Origin of the sequence: Sphingomonas sp. T1 (assembly GCF_902506585.1) — a bacterium.
In the GTDB taxonomy this organism is placed as follows: Bacteria; Pseudomonadota; Alphaproteobacteria; order Sphingomonadales; family Sphingomonadaceae; genus Sphingomonas; species Sphingomonas aerolata.
In genome coordinates this window covers 1,936,308-1,951,555 of record NZ_LR733875.1, presented here as the reverse complement: position 1 = coordinate 1,951,555, position 15,248 = coordinate 1,936,308, and the positions used below count along the sequence as shown (strand labels likewise).

The window sequence follows — 15,248 nt, the reverse complement described above, 5'->3', positions numbered from 1 at the left end:
CCCCTACCCCGCCCCGGGACCATCGCCACGCCGATGCCGAGCGCGTTGCTCGCGGACCTCCATCACCGCAGCTTCCGCTATTTCTGGGACACGACCGATCCCGTCACGGGTCTTGCACCCGATCGTTGGCCGACACCGTCCTTCGCGTCGATCGCCGCGGTCGGCTTCGCGCTGACCGCCTATCCGATCGGAGTCGAGAATGGCTGGATCACGCGCGACCAGGCGCGCGCGCGGACCCTGGCCACGCTCGAATTCTTCGCGGCCGCCCCGCAGGGCGACAGCCGTAGCGACGATAGCGGCTTCAAGGGCCTGTTCTACCATTTCCTCGGCCGGACCAAGGGTCACCGCTTCGCACGCGCCGAACTGTCGACGATCGACACTGCGCTGCTGATCGGCGGCGTGCTGGTCGCACAGAGCTGGTTCGATACCGAGCATCCGGGCGACGTCCGGATCCGTGCGCTGGCGGACCAGCTCTATGCTGCGATCGACTGGACCTGGATCACCCCGCGTGCACCGTTCATGGCGATGGGCTGGCATCCCGAAAGCGGCTTCATCCCGCATGACTGGAACATCTACAACGAAGGCCTGCTGCTCTATATCCTCGCGCTCGGCTCGCCGACGCACGCGCTGCCGGCAGAGAGCTGGGATGCGTGGACGAGCCGGTTCGACGCGCAGTGGGGCGACCGCTGGGGCGGCGAGCCGCACGTCCAGTTTCCCGCACTGTTCATCCATCAGTACAGCCATTGCTGGATCGACTTCCGCGGTATTCGCGACCGCTACATGACGGCGAAGGGAATCGATTATTTCGAGAACAGCCGCCGCGCGGTCCGCGCCCAGCGCGCCTATGCGATCGCCAACCCCGAAGGCTGGGTAGGCTATGGCCCCGACGTCTGGGGGCTGACCGCATGCGACGGCCCCGGCGATTTCGCCATCGACATCGGTGGCCGCCGCCGCGAATTCTTCAGCTATGCAGCCCGCGGCGTCGGCGACCGGGACGACGGGACGCTGGCCCCGACCGCGGCAGCGGCATCGATCGCGTTCGAACCCGAATTGTCGAGCCGTGCGATCGAGACGATGCACGCCCGCTACGGCGCCCGCATCTACGGCAAATACGGCTTTCTCGATTCGTTCAACCCGACGCTGACGGCCACGTCGGTGCCGCTCAAGCATGGCAGCGTCGATCCCGCTGCGGGGTGGGTGGACGACGATTATCTGGGCATCGACCAGGGCGCGATCGTGGTCATGATGGAGAATTGGCGCACCGGCCTCGTCTGGACGACCATGCGCCGCAATCCGCATATCCGCCGCGGGTTGCAGCGCGCGGGGTTTACCGGGGGCTGGCTGACCTGATCGCAGCACCGGGCGAGGACGCAATAACAGGTGCGCACGGCCGGCCCGGGCGCGATAGGATGACGCATGCATCGCCCCAGGACCACCATCCGCCAGCTCAGCTATTTCGTCGCGCTTGCCGAAAACGGCAGCTTCACGCGCGCCGCCGAACGGATGGGCGTGTCACAGCCGTCGCTCTCGCAACAGATCCGCGCGCTCGAGACGATTCTCGGTGCGCCACTGTTCGAACGCGGCGGGCCTGCGATCCCGACGCCGCTCGGCCGCGAGCTTCTCGAGCGCGCGCGTCGGATCCTGTTCGACCTTGCGGACCTGGAGGAGGTGCGCGTCGCTTCGGCGGACGCGCTGGTCGGGACGATCCGGCTGGGCGTATCGCCGACGCTAGGCGCCTATCTGCTGCCGACCTTCGTCGCGCGTCTGCACCGTGACCATCCGACGCTGCGCATCCATGTCCGCGAAGGCCTGCCCTCCGCGCTGACCGCGGGACTCGCGGCGGGTGACCACGACCTGATCCTCGCTCAGCTGCCGGTCGCGGGGCGCGGGTTCCACACCGAGCGTCTGTTCCGTGAGGCGCTGTATCTGGCGATGGCGGCGGACCATCCGCTGAGCCCCAAGGCTGGAATCGAGATGGCCGATCTGCGCGGCCAGAACCTGCTGACGCTCGTCGCGGACTATCGCCTCGCGCAACAGGTCGCCGCGATCGCCGGCGAAGTCGGCGCGGTCGTGCTCAACGATTACGAGGGCACCAGTCTCGACGCGATCCGGCAGATGGCCGGGATGGGCATGGGGCTGGCATTGCTGCCCGAGCTTTATGTCCGCCAGGAAGTGCGTGACGGTGGCGACGTCATCGTGCGGCCGTTCAGCCATGGCCGACAATATCGCGAGATCGGACTGCTGTGGCGCATCGGCGCAGGCCGTGCTCCCGCCTATCACCTGATCGCCGACCTGTTGCGCGCGGTTGGCCCATAGGTTTATCCTATCGATGATATAGCCGCCCCGTAGTTGTATCAATAACACTGTGCGGCAATTCTGATTGCGGACTCGAGCAGTTGGATGACGCAGGTGGCAGGCAAACGAATCGGATGGCGTGAAGCGCGCGGCTGGCTGGGCGAGATCGTCGGACCCGATACGCCCTATCTCCGCCTCGCAATGGTGTACGGCGTCGCGATCAGCCTGTTGTCGCTCGCCACGCCGATCTCGGTGCAGCTGCTGATCAACAGCGTCGCCAACACCGCGCTGCCAGCACCGTTATGGACGCTGGCCGGGCTGTTGCTCGTGTTGCTGCTGTTCGTCGCCGGGCTCAGCGCAATGCGCTTCTGGGTCATGGCGCTGTTCGAACGGCGGTTCTTCGCGCGCGTCGTCGCCGAAATCACCGAACGCGCCGTCCACGCGCAGAACCCCTTCTTCGCCGATCAGAATCGCGGCGACCTGTTCAACCGCTATTTCGATCTCGTCGTGGTGCAGAAGGCGGTGCCGAGCCTGGTGATCGGGGCGTTCACGATCATCCTCCAGTCCGCGGTCGGGCTCGTCGTGACGAGTTTCTACCACCCCTTCTTCCTCGCGTTCAACGCGCTGCTGATCCTGCTGGTGCTCGCGATCTGGACGATCTGGTCGCGCGGATCGATCCGCTCCGCGGTCGCGCTCAGTCACGCCAAGCATGAGGCCGCCCGCTGGCTGGAAAGCCTGGGCGGATCGAACGGTTTCTACAAATCGAGCCGCCATCTCGATTTCGCGATGGATCGGTCCGAAGCCGTCACTGCCACCTATGTCGACCGCCACGAACGCTATTTCCGCTACAGCTTCGCGCAGACCGTGGCCTTCCTGCTGCTCTATGCTTTTGCCAGCGCGGCGCTGCTCGCGCTCGGCGGTAATCTGATCCTGCGCGGCGAACTATCGATCGGACAGCTGGTCGCGGCCGAGCTGATCCTGAGCGGCGTGTTCTACGGCGTGTCGCAACTCGGCTGGTATCTCGACACGCTCTACGACCTGATCGCGAGCGCGGAGGAATTGTCGCTGCTATTCGCGATTCCCCAGGAACAGGCGGCCGCCACCGCGGGACAGGCGCCCGGCGATGGTGCCGTCCGGCTCGAAGCAGTCGAAGTCGAGGGTGCGCGCTTCGACTTCTCGCTGGCGGCGGGCGAACAGCTCGTCACGCTGGCTGACGGCGGGGCGGAACGGCTGCTGGCGATGGTGCTCAAGCGCCACATCGTGCCCGAGCGCGGGCTGGTCACGGTCGGTGGCGCCGACATGGCGACGTTCGACATGTATCTGTTGCGCTCAGCGGTGATGGTGCTTGACCGGCCGACGATCGTCGAGGTCACGATCCGCGAATATCTGTCGCTTGCCGCAGCGGCGGGATCGGACCCGGGCGGGATGCTCGAAGTCCTCGACGCCGTGGGCCTGCGCGAGCGGGTTGCGCAATTCCCGCACGGGCTCGACACCCCGCTTGCCGCATCGGGTTATCCGCTGGCGATCGGCGAGGTCGTCGCACTCAAGCTCGCCAGCGCGCTGCTCGTGCGACCACGCGTGCTGATGCTCTCGCAGCTGTGCGACCTGATCCCCGCGGAGCGGCTGGCGGACGTGCTGCGCCGGTTGAAGGCGGCCGGGACGACCACCTTGCTGTGTACCGGCCGGCCCGAAGACATCGTCCTCGATGGCTGGTTCCGGCTCGAACCGCATCGCCAGCGACGCTTCGCCACCCATGCCGCACTGATCGCCGACGCGCATACGGAGTCGAACGATGCCGTATAGTCCCGATCGCGTCGCGCATTTCCCGACACTGGCGAAGATGCGCGCCCCGCGCAGCGCGGTGACGGTCGCGTGGCTGCTGTTGATCGGCATCGTGGTCGCGGTCGCGATCATGGCGCTGGTTCCCTGGGTGCAGACCGCCAACGGCACCGGCCAGGTCGTCGCGCTCGACCCCGACGATCGGCAGCAGCAGGTGACGGCGTTCGTGCCGGGCCGCGTCGAACGCTGGTACGTGCATGACGGGCAGCATGTCGAACGCGGCGATCCGATCGCCCGCGTCGTCGATCTCGACCCCGACCTGCTGTCGCGTCTGCGGGCCGAGCGGGCGCAGGTCGAGGCGGAGATCGCCGCGGTCCAGCAGAGCCGCGCGGTCGCCGGCATCGACGTGTCGCGTACCGCGCAACTGTTCGCCGAGGGGCTGGCCGCGCGGCGCGACTATGAGCAGACCCAGATCAAGGTCGCCGATGCCGGCGCCAAGCTGGCCGAGGCGCGCGCCAAGCTCAACCGGATCGACATCCAGCTCAACCGCCAGTCCGCGCAGATGGTTCGCGCACCCCGCGACGGTCGCGTCCAGCAGCTCAACGCCACGACCGGCGGATCGATGGTGTCGCCCGGCACCGTGCTCGCGGTGATCGCGCCCGAGCGCGTCGAGCGCGCGGTCGAACTGTTCGTCGACGGTCGCGACGTGCCGGTGCTGCGTCCCGGCCGACCAGTCCGCCTCGAATTCGAGGGCTGGCCCGCGATCCAGTTCAGCGGCTGGCCATCGGTTGCACAGGGCATGTTCGACGGCCGCGTCCGCACGATCGATCCCAATGCCGCGCCCGACGGGCTGTTCCGCATCCTGGTCGAGCCCCAGCCCGGCAAACCCGCCTGGCCCGCGCGCGAATTCGTCCGCCCCGGCGGCAAGGTGCGCGGCTGGGTCCAGGGCGAGACGGTGCTGGTCGGCTATGAACTCTGGCGCCAGCTCAACGACTTTCCGCTCGAATTCGGCCGGCGCCCGGCCGCGGCAGCCAAAGGCGAGGCCAAGGCCGTGGATGCGAAGGCGTCCGACGAGGAGGGCGGCAAGAAGTGACCCGCTTCCTCGTCGCGCTGCTGATGCTGCTGTCCCCGGTGGCAGCGATCGCACAAGCCGCCCCACTGACACTCGACGAGGTGCTGCGTGCCTCCGCGCGGTCCGCCCCGCAGATCGTCGAGGCACTCGCGCGCGTCCGCCAGGCGGAAGGGCGATCGTTGTCGGCGGACGGCGCGTTCGACACGGTGTTCGACGTTGACGGCAAGTCGCGCGTCGCGGGCTATTATGACGGCACCGTGGTCGAGAGCCGCGTGACGCGGCCGCTGACGACCAATGGCGGCTATGTCTATGGCGGCTACCGCGCATCGCGGGGCAGTTTTCCTGTCTATGAGGATCAGGCCTATACCAACCGGCTGGGCGAGGCGAAGGTCGGCGCGCTGTTCGCCCTGCTGCGCGACCGCGTGGTCGACGAACGCCGGACACGGCGCAGCGTCGCCGGCGCGGACATCGACGTCGCACGGTTCGAAGCGCAGATGGTCGCGATCGGCGTTCAGCGCCGCGCGGTCGACGCCTATCAGGCCTGGGTCGCCGCGGGGTTGCGCCTGCGTGCCTATCGCGACCTGCTCGACCTTGCGGAGCGGCGGCGCGGCGCGATCGGGCGGCTGGTGACGCTGGGTGCACGACCCGAGATCCTGTTGACCGAAAACGACCAGAACCTCGTCCGCCGGCGCGCGCTCGTCGTGCGCGCCGAACAGGATATCGCCACCGCCGCCAACTCTCTTTCGCTTTATCTGCGCGACGATGCGGGAGCACCGCTGCTCGTATCACCCGACCGGCTGCCCGCGGACACGAGCGCGCTTGCCGGCGTCGCGCCGACCGGATCGAGCGCGGCAGCGGTCACGCGGCCGGATTACCGGGCGATCCTGACCCGGATCGATCAGTCGACCGCGCGGCTGATGCTGGCGGAAAACGATCTGTCGCCCCGGCTCGACCTGCGCGGCGAAGTCGGCAAGGATGTCGGCCCGGTCGGCCTGGGCGGACCGAACCGCACGCCGCTCGAAGCGGCGGTCGGCTTCCGCTTCAGCGTCCCGCTTCAGAATCGCGCCGCCAAGGGACGCGTGGCCGAAGCCCGCGCCGAGATCGACGCACTGGCACAGCGCAGCCGCTTCCTGCGCGACCAGATCGCTATCGAGGTCGAAGGAATCGTCATCGCGGTCGGCGCGACCGAACGGCTCGCCGGTATCGCGGAGGAGGAACGCAGTCTTGCCGACCGGCTCGCGGTTGCCGAACGCCGCCGCTTCGAGCTGGGATCGGGCGACTTCTTTCTCGTCAACCAGCGCGAGGAGACCGCGACCGATGCGCGCGTCCGCCTGATCGACGCACAGGCGCGCATCGCCTCCGCGCGCGCCGAACTCGCCGCCGCGACGGCCGACCGTGTCGCACTGGGGCTGGACCGCTAGGCCAGCCCCGCCCTGCTCAATAGGCCAGTGCGCAGCCATCGGCGCGCATTTCGCTCGCCGCGGCATAGACCCGGGTGTCGCCGTCCATCCGGTGCTCGACGCATTCATAGCGCCCGAAGCCGCCATCCGGCTCTCCGATTTTCCAGCCCATGTCGGCCAGCCTCTTCCGCGTCGCGACCGGCACGCCGGTCTCGAGCCGGAGCAGCCCCGTCGGCCCGAGCCCGAGCGTATCCTCGCCCATCGATTGCGACGATCCCTCGTGATGCCAGCGCGGCGAATCCCCCGCCGACTGGATTTCGAGCCCATAGTCGACGCGGTTGACGATGATCTGCGTCTGCCCCTGCGGCTGCATGTCGCCGCCCATCACCCCGAAGCTCATCCACGGCGTGCCCTTGCGCGTCGCGAAGCCCGGGATGATCGTCTGGAACGGCCGCTTGCCCGGCGCATAGATGTTGGGGTGACCGTCCTTGAGACTGAACAGCTGCCCGCGATCCTGGAACATGAAGCCGAGGCCATCGGCGACGAGGCCCGATCCCATCCCGCGGAAATTGGACTGGATCATCGACACCATCATGCCGTCCTTGTCCGCGCAGCTGAAATAGGTGGTGTCGCCGTGGCTTGGCGCCTGCCCTGGATAGACCGGGGTCAGCAATCGGTCGGGGCGGATCAGTTTGGCGCGCTGTGCGGCATAATCCTTCGAGATCAGCCACTCGACGGGCACCTTGGCGAAGTGCGGATCGGCATAATAGCGTGCACGATCCTCATAGGCGAGGCGCTTGGCCTCGGCCTGCAAGTGGATCGACAGCGCGGACTGGAACCCCGCCCCCTTCAGGTCGAACCGCTCGAGGATGTTGAGCATCTGGAGCGTCGCCAACCCCTGCGTGTTCGCGCCGAGCGCGTGGACGGTGGTGCCGCGATAGTCGGTCGTGCTGGGCGCGATCCATTCCGAATGATGCGCAGCAAGATCCGCCGCCGACAGCCACCCGCCGATCCGCTTGAAGTAGCGCTCGATCTTCTGCGCGATGTCGCCCTCATAGAACGCATCGCGCCCGCCGCTCGCGATCGCGCGATAGGTGCGTGCGAGGTCGGGATTGCGGAACACGCCCCCCGCCGCCGGCCCCTTGCCGTCCGCCAGCCCATAGGTGCGCAGCGCGTTGGCGGACTCCTCCAGCCCGTTCCCCGGACGGCGGAACGCGGTGAGGCTGCGGCGGATGTAATAGGCAATGATGTCGGGCACCGGCGCGCCCGCCTCGGCGAGCGCGATCGCGGGCTGGAACAGCGCCGCCCAGGGCAGCTTCCCGTAGCGCTGGTGCATCGTCCACCACGCGTCGACCGTCCCCGGCACCGACACGCTGAGCGCGCCGAGCGGCGGCAAGGCGCCGTTCTTGGCACGCGACCGCACCGTTTCCAGGCTCAGGCCGCGCGGCGATGCGCCCGACCCGGCGAGCCCGACGACCGCCTTGCTCTTCGGATCCCAGATCATCGCATAGGCATCCCCGCCAATCCCGCTCGACGTCGGCTCGAGGAAGCCGAGACACGCGTTGATCGCGATCGCCGCATCGACCGCCGACCCACCCGACCGCAGGATATCTATCCCCGCCTGCGTCGCGAGCGGGTGCGCGGTCCCCGCCGCGCCGTTGAGGCCATAGACCGCGGTGCGCGACGCGAAGCTCGCGCCGATCGGCCGGTCGCCGGCATGGACGTCGGGGCGCAGGAAGCGCTCCTCGCCAGGCGCCCAGAAGGTGGGATTGGTATCCGTTGCGGGTGCTGCCCCCTGACCCGGGCCGGGGGCGGGGTCGTTGCTGGCTGTACCGCGCTGCGCAGAAGCGAGTGTCGGAAGCAGCGCCGCCGCGGGCAGCGATGCGATGAAGGTGCGACGATGCATTGGCGAACTCCCAGGACCAAGCATGGTTGTTGCCCGCAGGGGCGATCGGCGCAAGTGGCTGAAATCGGCGGCGCCTCGACGGATCAGCGCCGGCGTCTGGCCGCGACGATCTGAAGCAGCACCGCCGCCGCGGACAAGGCCGCGCCCAGGCCGGTGAACGCGACCCAGCCGTCCATGTGCCATGCCCAGGTCGCGCCGGCCGATCCCGCCGCGCCGCCGAGGAACATCGCCCCCATGAAGATCGTGTTGAGCCGGGCGCGGGCCTCGGGCCGCAGCGCGTAAACGACATGCTGATTGGAGACGAGCGCGCTCTGCACACCGAAATCGAGCAGGATCACGCCGACCACTAGCCCGGCAATCGAACTCCACAGCGCAAAGACCGCCCAGCTTGCCAGCGTCAGCACGGCCCCGAGCAGGATCACCAGCCTGGGACCGCGGCGGTCGGCGATACGCCCGGCGACCGGCGCGGCGAGCACGCCGACCGCGCCGACCACCCCGAACAGACCCGCGATATCCGCCCCCAGACCGAAGCGCGGACTCTGCAGATGGAGTGCGAGCATCGTCCAGAACACGCTGAACGCGCCGAACAGCAGCGCCTGCGTGATGGCCGCCTTGCGCAGCGCGCCGAACTCCCGCCAAAGACCGCCGAGCGACCGCAACAGCCCTGCATAACCGAGATCCGCGGTCGGGACGCTGCGCGGCAGCCGCATCGCCATCACCACCCCCGCGCCGAGCGCCATCGGCACGCCCAGCCAGAACATCGCCCGCCATCCGGCATGCGTCGCGACGAAACCCGCCAGCGTCCGGCTGAGCAGGATGCCGCACAACAGCCCCGCCATGACCGTCCCGACCGTTGCACCGCGTCGTTCCGGGCTTGCGAGATGCGCGGCGAACGGCACGACCTGTTGCGCGACGGTCGACAATATCCCGACGAGCAGCGACGCGGCGATCAGCATCGCCGCGCTCGGGGCGATCGCGGCGAGGATCAGGGCCGCGGCCAGCCCCAGGAACTGCACGACGATCAGACGCCGGCGTTCGACCAGGTCGCCGAGCGGTACCAGCAGGAACAGTCCCGCGGCATAGCCAAGCTGGGTCGCGGTCGGCACCAGGCTGGTCGCGGCCCCGGGCAGGTCGCGCTCGATGATCCCCAGCATGGGCTGGTTGTAATAGATGTTGGCGACGGCAACGCCGGCCGCCGCGGCCATCACGAACGTCAGCCCCCGACCGAGATGGTGTCCGCCCGGCGGGCCTGGCATCGACGCATCCGGCTCCGAGGGGCCACGGTCCTGCGCAATACTCGTCATACCAAACTCCTCTGCAACCGCGTGCCCGCTATGTGGATCATGGTGCAATGCCCGATAAGAGCGCGTCAGTGGCGAAGATGGGCTCGCGATCAGCGGCGGATCAATGCGGTGCGGAAGGTAATCGCGAACCGGGTCCGCCCCGGCCGCGACGCGAGCACCACCCGCGTCGCGTGCGCCTCCGCGACCTGCGCGACGATCGCCAGCCCCAGCCCGCTGCTGGCGGATGCGGCACGATCGCGTTTCCAGAAACGGCGAAAGATCGACGGCTGATCCGCCTCGGGGATGCCGGGGCCGTCGTCGCAGACCGCCAGCGTGCCGTCTGTCCCGATCGTCACGTCGATCCGACAGCCAGGACCGCTATGCTTGACCGCATTCTCGATCAGGCAGCCCAGCGCCTTGGCGATCCAGGCCGCATGGCCCGCGACCATCACGCTGTCCGCCTCGGTCGACAGCGCGATCGACTTGCCCTGGCGGATCGCCAGCGGTGCGATCGAGGCCACGCCGTCGGTCGCGATCGCGACGAGATCGACCGATGCCGCGGTATCCAGCGCGACGGTTTCGAGCTCGGCGATCTCCAGCACCTGCTCGACGATGCGGCCGAGCGTGTCGAGATCGCTGCGCAGCGTCGCTCGCAACGTAGCATCCTCGACCTCCTCGACACGAAGCCTGGCCACCGCGATCGGTGTGCGCAGTTCGTGCGCCGCATCGGCGATGAAGTCGCGCTGCATGCGGTAGCTCGACGTCAGGCGCTCCAGCAACGCGTTCACCGCGCGCGCGAGTGGCCGCACCTCGGCCGGAAGCCGGTCGTCATGCAGCCGCAAATCGAGCGGCAGCGCATCGTCCGTCCGCAGCGATGCGGAGGCTTGCCGTACCGGCGCGACCGCACGCCGGATGATCAGCACGTCGATCGCCAGCAGAACCAGGAGGACCGGCGTCACGATCGCCAGGCCGTAGAGCAGGAACTGTGCGAGCAGGTCGTCGAGGATATAGTCCGGGTGGGTCAGATTCTGCAGGACGACGATCCAGACGCGTGCGCTCCCGACGCGCGCCGGGCTGCTGGCGCCGGCATAGAAGGCATGCCGCGACTGCCGGCGGAAGAAGCGCTCCTCGTCGCTCAGCGGGATGGCCGCCAGCGGCACCATGATCGGCGAATCCGACCGGAACAGGACCGTACCACGCGGATCGACGATGCGGAATGCAAAGCCCGCCCCCGGCGCGAACACCGCGGCGCTGGTCCCGTCCTGGGTCAGGTGCAACCGGCCTGTCGCGTCCTGCGACAGCGCCTGGCGCAGGGCCTGGGTATGGACGTGGACCGTCTGATGCTGGATCCGCGCCGCCGTCGTGTCGAGAAACAGATAGACCCCGCCGGCCACCGCGACGGCGGTGATCAGCACCGCGATCGCGTGCCAGCGCAGGATCTGCGCCATCAATGATCGTGGCGGCCGCGTCACGCGTCACGCTCCAGCAGCATGTAGCCGACCCCTCGGACCGTGACGATATCCGCGGTCGCCTGCGACTCCGCCAGGCGACGCCGCAACCGGTGGACATAGACCTCGACCGCATTCGACCCGAGATCGTCGGCGAGCCCGAACAGCAATTGTTCGAGATGCGGCTTGGTCACCACCCGGCTCGTGCGGCGGATCAGCCCGGCGAGCACCTCCAGTTCGCGCGCCGACAAAACGGTCGGCCGGCCGGCAACGGTGACCTCGCGCGTTGCCGGATCGAACCGGACATTGCCGCACTCGATCGTCCGGTCGACGATCGTGCCGCTGCGCCGGAGCAGCGCCTGGATGCGCGCGAGCAGTTCCTCGGGCGCGAACGGCTTGGCGAGATAGTCGTCGGCCCCCGCCTCGAGCCCGGTCACGCGGTGTGCGACGCTGGCCCGCGCGGTCAGTGCGATGACCGGCGTGGGATCATCGCGGTCACGCAATTCGTGCACGACCGACAGGCCATCGCCGTCCGGCAGCCCGAGATCGAGGATGACCGCGGCATAGCGCGTATAGGACAGGATCAGCCGTGCATCGGCGGCCGTCGCGGTCGCGTCCGCGGCATAGCCCGCCTCGCCGAGCAGCCGGATCAGCATCGTGACCAGATCGGCATGATCCTCGACGATCAGGATCCGCATCGACGCTCCCCGGTCGGGCTGCCCGGAGCGCACCGGCCGCGCCGATGGCCGCCTGTAAGGCTGGCGTAAGCCGGACGGGATAGGCCGACCGATCCTCGATCCCGATCGATGTCGCGCGATGCGCCGTCAGCAAAAATCAGAGTGTCTCCATGTCCGATATCCTTGGCCCGTTCGAACGGCTTGCAGCGACCCGCGCCGCGGTGTCCCGCGTCCGTGCGGCGCCCGACCAGCCGCGCCGGGTCGCCCTGTTCTCGGGCAACTACAACTATCTGCGCGACGGCGCCAACCAGGCGCTCAACCGCCTCGTCGGGTATCTTGAGCGCGACGGCGTCGACGTCCGGGTCTATTCACCGACATCGCCCCGCCCCGCCTTTGACCCCACGGGCACATTGGTGTCGGTCCCGTCGGTTCGCATTCCGGGTCGCGGCGAGTATCGGCTGGGGCTCGGATTGCCGGCGGCGGTCCGGCGCGATGTCGAATGTTTCCGCCCCGACATCGTCCACCTGTCCGCCCCCGACTGGACCGGCGTTGCCGCGCAGCGGCTGGCGCGGACGATGGGCGTCCCGGTCGTCGCCAGCCTGCACACGCGGTTCGAGACCTATGCGCAATTCTATGGTGCGGGATTGATCCGGCCAACGATGGAACGGCATCTCGACCGGTTCTACACCGGCAGCGACGCGATCCTCGTGCCCACCCCTCCCATCGCCGCCGAGTTTTCCGCCAAGGGGCTTGGCGAGCGGACACGTCTCTGGGGTCGCGGGGTCGATCGCGACGCCTTCTCTCCGCGCCACCGCGACCTGGCCTGGCGCCGGCACATGGGCATCGCCGACACCGACATCGTCCTGCTCTTCTTCGGCCGGCTGGTCCGCGAGAAGGGACCGGCGCTGTTCGCCGACATCGTCGACGCGGTTCGCAAGGGTAGCGGAGATCTGTGCGGATCATCCGCCACGATCCGGGCCGTGATCGTCGGCGACGGGCCCGAACGGGACTGGCTAACGCGGCGCCTGCCGGACGCGATCCTCCTCGGCAGCCTGTCGGGCGACAGACTGGCCCGCGCAGTCGCCAGCGCGGATATTTTCGTCAATCCGAGCATTACCGAAGCCTTTGGCAACGTGACGTTGGAAGCGATGGCATCGGGATTGCCGAGCGTGTGCGTCGACATCCCCAGCGGACGCAACCTGCTGCGCAAGGAAACGGGCATGTTCTTCGCCGCGAACGATCTCGATGCGGCGGTTGCCGCGGTTCGCGGTCTTGCGCTGTTCTCGGATCTGCGCGCGTCGATGGGCCGGGCCGCACGTGCGGCAAGCGCGGCCTATGACTGGGACACGGCGTCGGCGATGGTCCTCGACGCCTATCGTGCGCTATTGGGCACGGACACGGTGTCGGCAACCGCCGATCCGGGTGCCGCGCCGGCACTCTGGCGGAACCGGTTGGCCGCGGGCTGAGCGTCATGACAGAACAGTGCAGCGCCCGGACGCCGTCAGGCTGGCGACGTCTCCTGTCATCGTCGTCGGTGCGAACGGCAGCCGCTGCTGCCGCGATGCTCGCCGTCGTCGCGATCGCCCTGTCGGCGCTCGCAAGCCTGCTCGACGGGGTCGACTGGACCGACATCCGCGACGCGCTGACGCGGATCGGCTGGGTCCGGCTGCTGCTCGCGGCCGGGATCACCGCAACCAGCTACGGCGTGCTGACCGGCTATGACGTGATCGCGCTGCGGGTCATCGGGCGACGCGTCGCCTATCCCCGGGCGGCGCTCGCCTCGTTCACCAGCTATGTTTTCAGTCACAATTTCGGGTTCGCGCTGCTGACCGGCGGAACCGCACGGTTGCGGATCTACCGGCCCGCAGGGCTGACGATCGGCGAAGTCGGTCATGTCATGGTGCTGACCGGCCTGACCTTCTGGTCCGGGGTGCTCCTACTGCTGGGGATCGGGCTTGTCGCCAGTCCCGACAAGCTGGCGATTGCCGGCATTGCGATGTCCTACCCGGTCCACGCCGCGATCGGCACGGCGAGCCTTGCCCTGCTGGGCGTAGTGCTGATCCTGCTCCACCGGCGTGGCGGTCGGATGATCGTCGCATTCGGCCGCTCGATCCCCGTGCCTCGCACGCGGCAGGCGCTGATCCAGATGATGCTGGCGAGCATCGATCTCGTCCTCGCGGCGCTGGTCTTGATCATCCTGCTGCCCGGCGCGTCGCTTGCCCTGCTTCCCGGCCTGTTGCTCGGCTATTTGGTGGCGATCACGACGGGACTCATCACCCACGCGCCGGGCGGCGTGGGCGTGTTCGAAGCGGTGATGCTGGCAAGCCTTCCCGAGATCGACCGCGCGACGCTGTTCGCCGCCTTGCTAGCCTATCGGATGGTCTATTTCCTGATCCCGCTGGCCATCGGGACGGTGCTGTTCGCGCTTCATGAAGTCGACCTGCGGGCCCGCGTAAGGTCGGCGTAAGTCGGCGCGGCGATGAGCGCATGTCCTCATGCTCCAGCCATCGGAACCCGTCACCATGATCATCCGCGCGCGGCCCTGCGCCCCGTTCTCCCTCGCAGCGTTCTGCGCCCCCGCCCTCCTAGCCGCCAGCACCGGTGCGGCCGCGCAAACGCGATCGGCAGACGCCCAGCCGGTGCCGGGCGCGACCGCGATCGCGGGGGCGACGTCCGCGGCGATCCCCGCCATCCCCGAACCGATGATCTTTGACATGGTCCGGCCACTCGGTGCACGGCGCGGCGAGCTCGAGACCAACACGCTCGCCCAGGTCAATCTCAGCGGACCGTCGCGCCATGTCGAATGGGCTCCCGAGGTCGAATATGCGGTCGCCGACGGCTTTGCGGTCGAGCTTGAGCTGCCGTTCACCAATGGCCGGCCGACCGATCTCAAAATGGGGCTGCAGGGGACGTTCGGCACGTTTCGCGGCGGACGCAGCATCCACGGCGTCCAGTATCTCGGGCTTCACAATCGCAGCGACGGGGGCTGGTCGAGCAGCCTGGTCTATCTGCTCGGCAACCGCTTCGGCGAACGGTTGAGCACGATGACGATGATCGGCGCGGGCGACGTGACGCTCAGGAGCACGAAGGGCACCGGGCTGATCGTCAATCACTCGACATTCTGGGATGTCGATAACGGCACCGTGCTCGGGTTCGAGGTAAACCGGCAGACGGGGGCGAGCGGCCATTGGCTCCTGATGCCACAGCTGCACCGCGCGATCGGGCGGAAGGTCTCGGCGCAGATCGGTGCGGGCGCCGAACGGGCCGTGTCGGGTCCATTCCGACCGCGCGTCGGCCTGCGCATCATCCGCGAATTCTAAGGTGCCAGCTGCCACGCAGGCCGGGCCCGCTGGTGCCGGCACGCCCGACATGCCACACCCCTGACATA

12 protein-coding genes are annotated in these 15,248 nt (G+C 68.5%); 8 read left to right on the top strand and 4 right to left on the bottom strand.

Annotated features, from left to right (window positions below; genetic code table 11):
* From GV027_RS08780 to GV027_RS08760, 5 genes are all read left to right on the top strand, one after another.
* Window positions 1–1,350: glucoamylase family protein (locus tag GV027_RS08780; RefSeq protein ID WP_201302600.1), on the top strand; the 1,350-nt coding region annotated here is incomplete at its 5' end.
* 66 nt (window positions 1,351–1,416) lie between these two features.
* On the top strand, window positions 1,417–2,316 hold the full coding sequence (locus GV027_RS08775; protein ID WP_159511622.1) for a hydrogen peroxide-inducible genes activator: 900 nt from the start codon (window positions 1,417–1,419) through the stop codon (window positions 2,314–2,316).
* 93 nt (window positions 2,317–2,409) lie between these two features.
* Window positions 2,410–4,098: an ABC transporter ATP-binding protein gene (locus tag GV027_RS08770; protein WP_192071330.1), complete on the top strand. Its 1,689-nt coding sequence runs from the start codon at window positions 2,410–2,412 to the stop codon at window positions 4,096–4,098.
* A complete protein-coding gene (locus GV027_RS08765) occupies window positions 4,088–5,167 on the top strand; it encodes an efflux RND transporter periplasmic adaptor subunit (RefSeq protein ID WP_159511620.1) in 1,080 nt (359 codons plus the stop codon). Before GV027_RS08770 ends, GV027_RS08765 begins: the two co-directional genes overlap by 11 nt.
* The gene (locus GV027_RS08760) at window positions 5,164–6,567 is read left to right on the top strand and encodes a TolC family protein (RefSeq protein ID WP_328799400.1); all 1,404 of its coding nucleotides are present in this window, start codon (window positions 5,164–5,166) and stop codon (window positions 6,565–6,567) included. Before GV027_RS08765 ends, GV027_RS08760 begins: the two co-directional genes overlap by 4 nt.
* A gap of 16 nt (window positions 6,568–6,583) precedes the next feature.
* Here GV027_RS08760 and GV027_RS08755 read toward each other — a convergent pair whose 3' ends face one another.
* The 4 genes from GV027_RS08755 to GV027_RS08740 all read right to left on the bottom strand — a co-directional run bounded on the left by GV027_RS08755 (window position 6,584) and on the right by GV027_RS08740 (window position 11,881).
* Window positions 6,584–8,452: a gamma-glutamyltransferase family protein gene (locus GV027_RS08755; RefSeq protein ID WP_159511619.1), complete on the bottom strand. Its 1,869-nt coding sequence runs from the start codon at window positions 8,450–8,452 to the stop codon at window positions 6,584–6,586.
* A gap of 83 nt (window positions 8,453–8,535) precedes the next feature.
* A complete protein-coding gene (locus tag GV027_RS08750) occupies window positions 8,536–9,708 on the bottom strand; it encodes an MFS transporter (protein WP_236559327.1) in 1,173 nt (390 codons plus the stop codon).
* Between the two features lie 137 nt (window positions 9,709–9,845).
* Window positions 9,846–11,183, bottom strand: a complete 1,338-nt coding sequence (locus GV027_RS08745) for a sensor histidine kinase (RefSeq protein WP_236559122.1) — start codon at window positions 11,181–11,183, stop codon at window positions 9,846–9,848.
* 20 nt (window positions 11,184–11,203) lie between these two features.
* Window positions 11,204–11,881: a response regulator gene (locus GV027_RS08740; protein WP_159511617.1), complete on the bottom strand. Its 678-nt coding sequence runs from the start codon at window positions 11,879–11,881 to the stop codon at window positions 11,204–11,206.
* Between the two features lie 149 nt (window positions 11,882–12,030).
* On the opposite strand from GV027_RS08740, the gene GV027_RS08735 reads away from it, so the two are divergent.
* The 3 genes from GV027_RS08735 to GV027_RS08725 all read left to right on the top strand — a co-directional run bounded on the left by GV027_RS08735 (window position 12,031) and on the right by GV027_RS08725 (window position 15,180).
* Window positions 12,031–13,326, top strand: a complete 1,296-nt coding sequence (locus tag GV027_RS08735) for a glycosyltransferase family 4 protein (RefSeq protein ID WP_159511616.1) — start codon at window positions 12,031–12,033, stop codon at window positions 13,324–13,326.
* Between the two features lie 68 nt (window positions 13,327–13,394).
* The gene (locus tag GV027_RS08730) at window positions 13,395–14,327 is read left to right on the top strand and encodes a lysylphosphatidylglycerol synthase domain-containing protein (protein WP_159511615.1); all 933 of its coding nucleotides are present in this window, start codon (window positions 13,395–13,397) and stop codon (window positions 14,325–14,327) included.
* 28 nt (window positions 14,328–14,355) lie between these two features.
* The gene (locus tag GV027_RS08725) at window positions 14,356–15,180 is read left to right on the top strand and encodes a hypothetical protein (protein WP_235188331.1); all 825 of its coding nucleotides are present in this window, start codon (window positions 14,356–14,358) and stop codon (window positions 15,178–15,180) included.
* Window positions 15,181–15,248: the final 68 nt, after the last annotated feature.

Coding starts and splice junctions, on each gene's coding strand:
- GV027_RS08775 (WP_159511622.1), top strand. CDS start 1,417: ATGCATCGCCCCAGGACCACCATCCGCCAGCTCAGCTATTTCGTCGCG.
- GV027_RS08765 (WP_159511620.1), top strand. CDS start 4,088: ATGCCGTATAGTCCCGATCGCGTCGCGCATTTCCCGACACTGGCGAAG.
- GV027_RS08755 (WP_159511619.1), bottom strand. CDS start 8,452: ATGCATCGTCGCACCTTCATCGCATCGCTGCCCGCGGCGGCGCTGCTT.
- GV027_RS08750 (WP_236559327.1), bottom strand. CDS start 9,708: ATGCCAGGCCCGCCGGGCGGACACCATCTCGGTCGGGGGCTGACGTTC.
- GV027_RS08745 (WP_236559122.1), bottom strand. CDS start 11,183: ATGGCGCAGATCCTGCGCTGGCACGCGATCGCGGTGCTGATCACCGCC.
- GV027_RS08740 (WP_159511617.1), bottom strand. CDS start 11,881: ATGCGGATCCTGATCGTCGAGGATCATGCCGATCTGGTCACGATGCTG.
- GV027_RS08735 (WP_159511616.1), top strand. CDS start 12,031: ATGTCCGATATCCTTGGCCCGTTCGAACGGCTTGCAGCGACCCGCGCC.
- GV027_RS08725 (WP_235188331.1), top strand. CDS start 14,356: ATGCTCCAGCCATCGGAACCCGTCACCATGATCATCCGCGCGCGGCCC.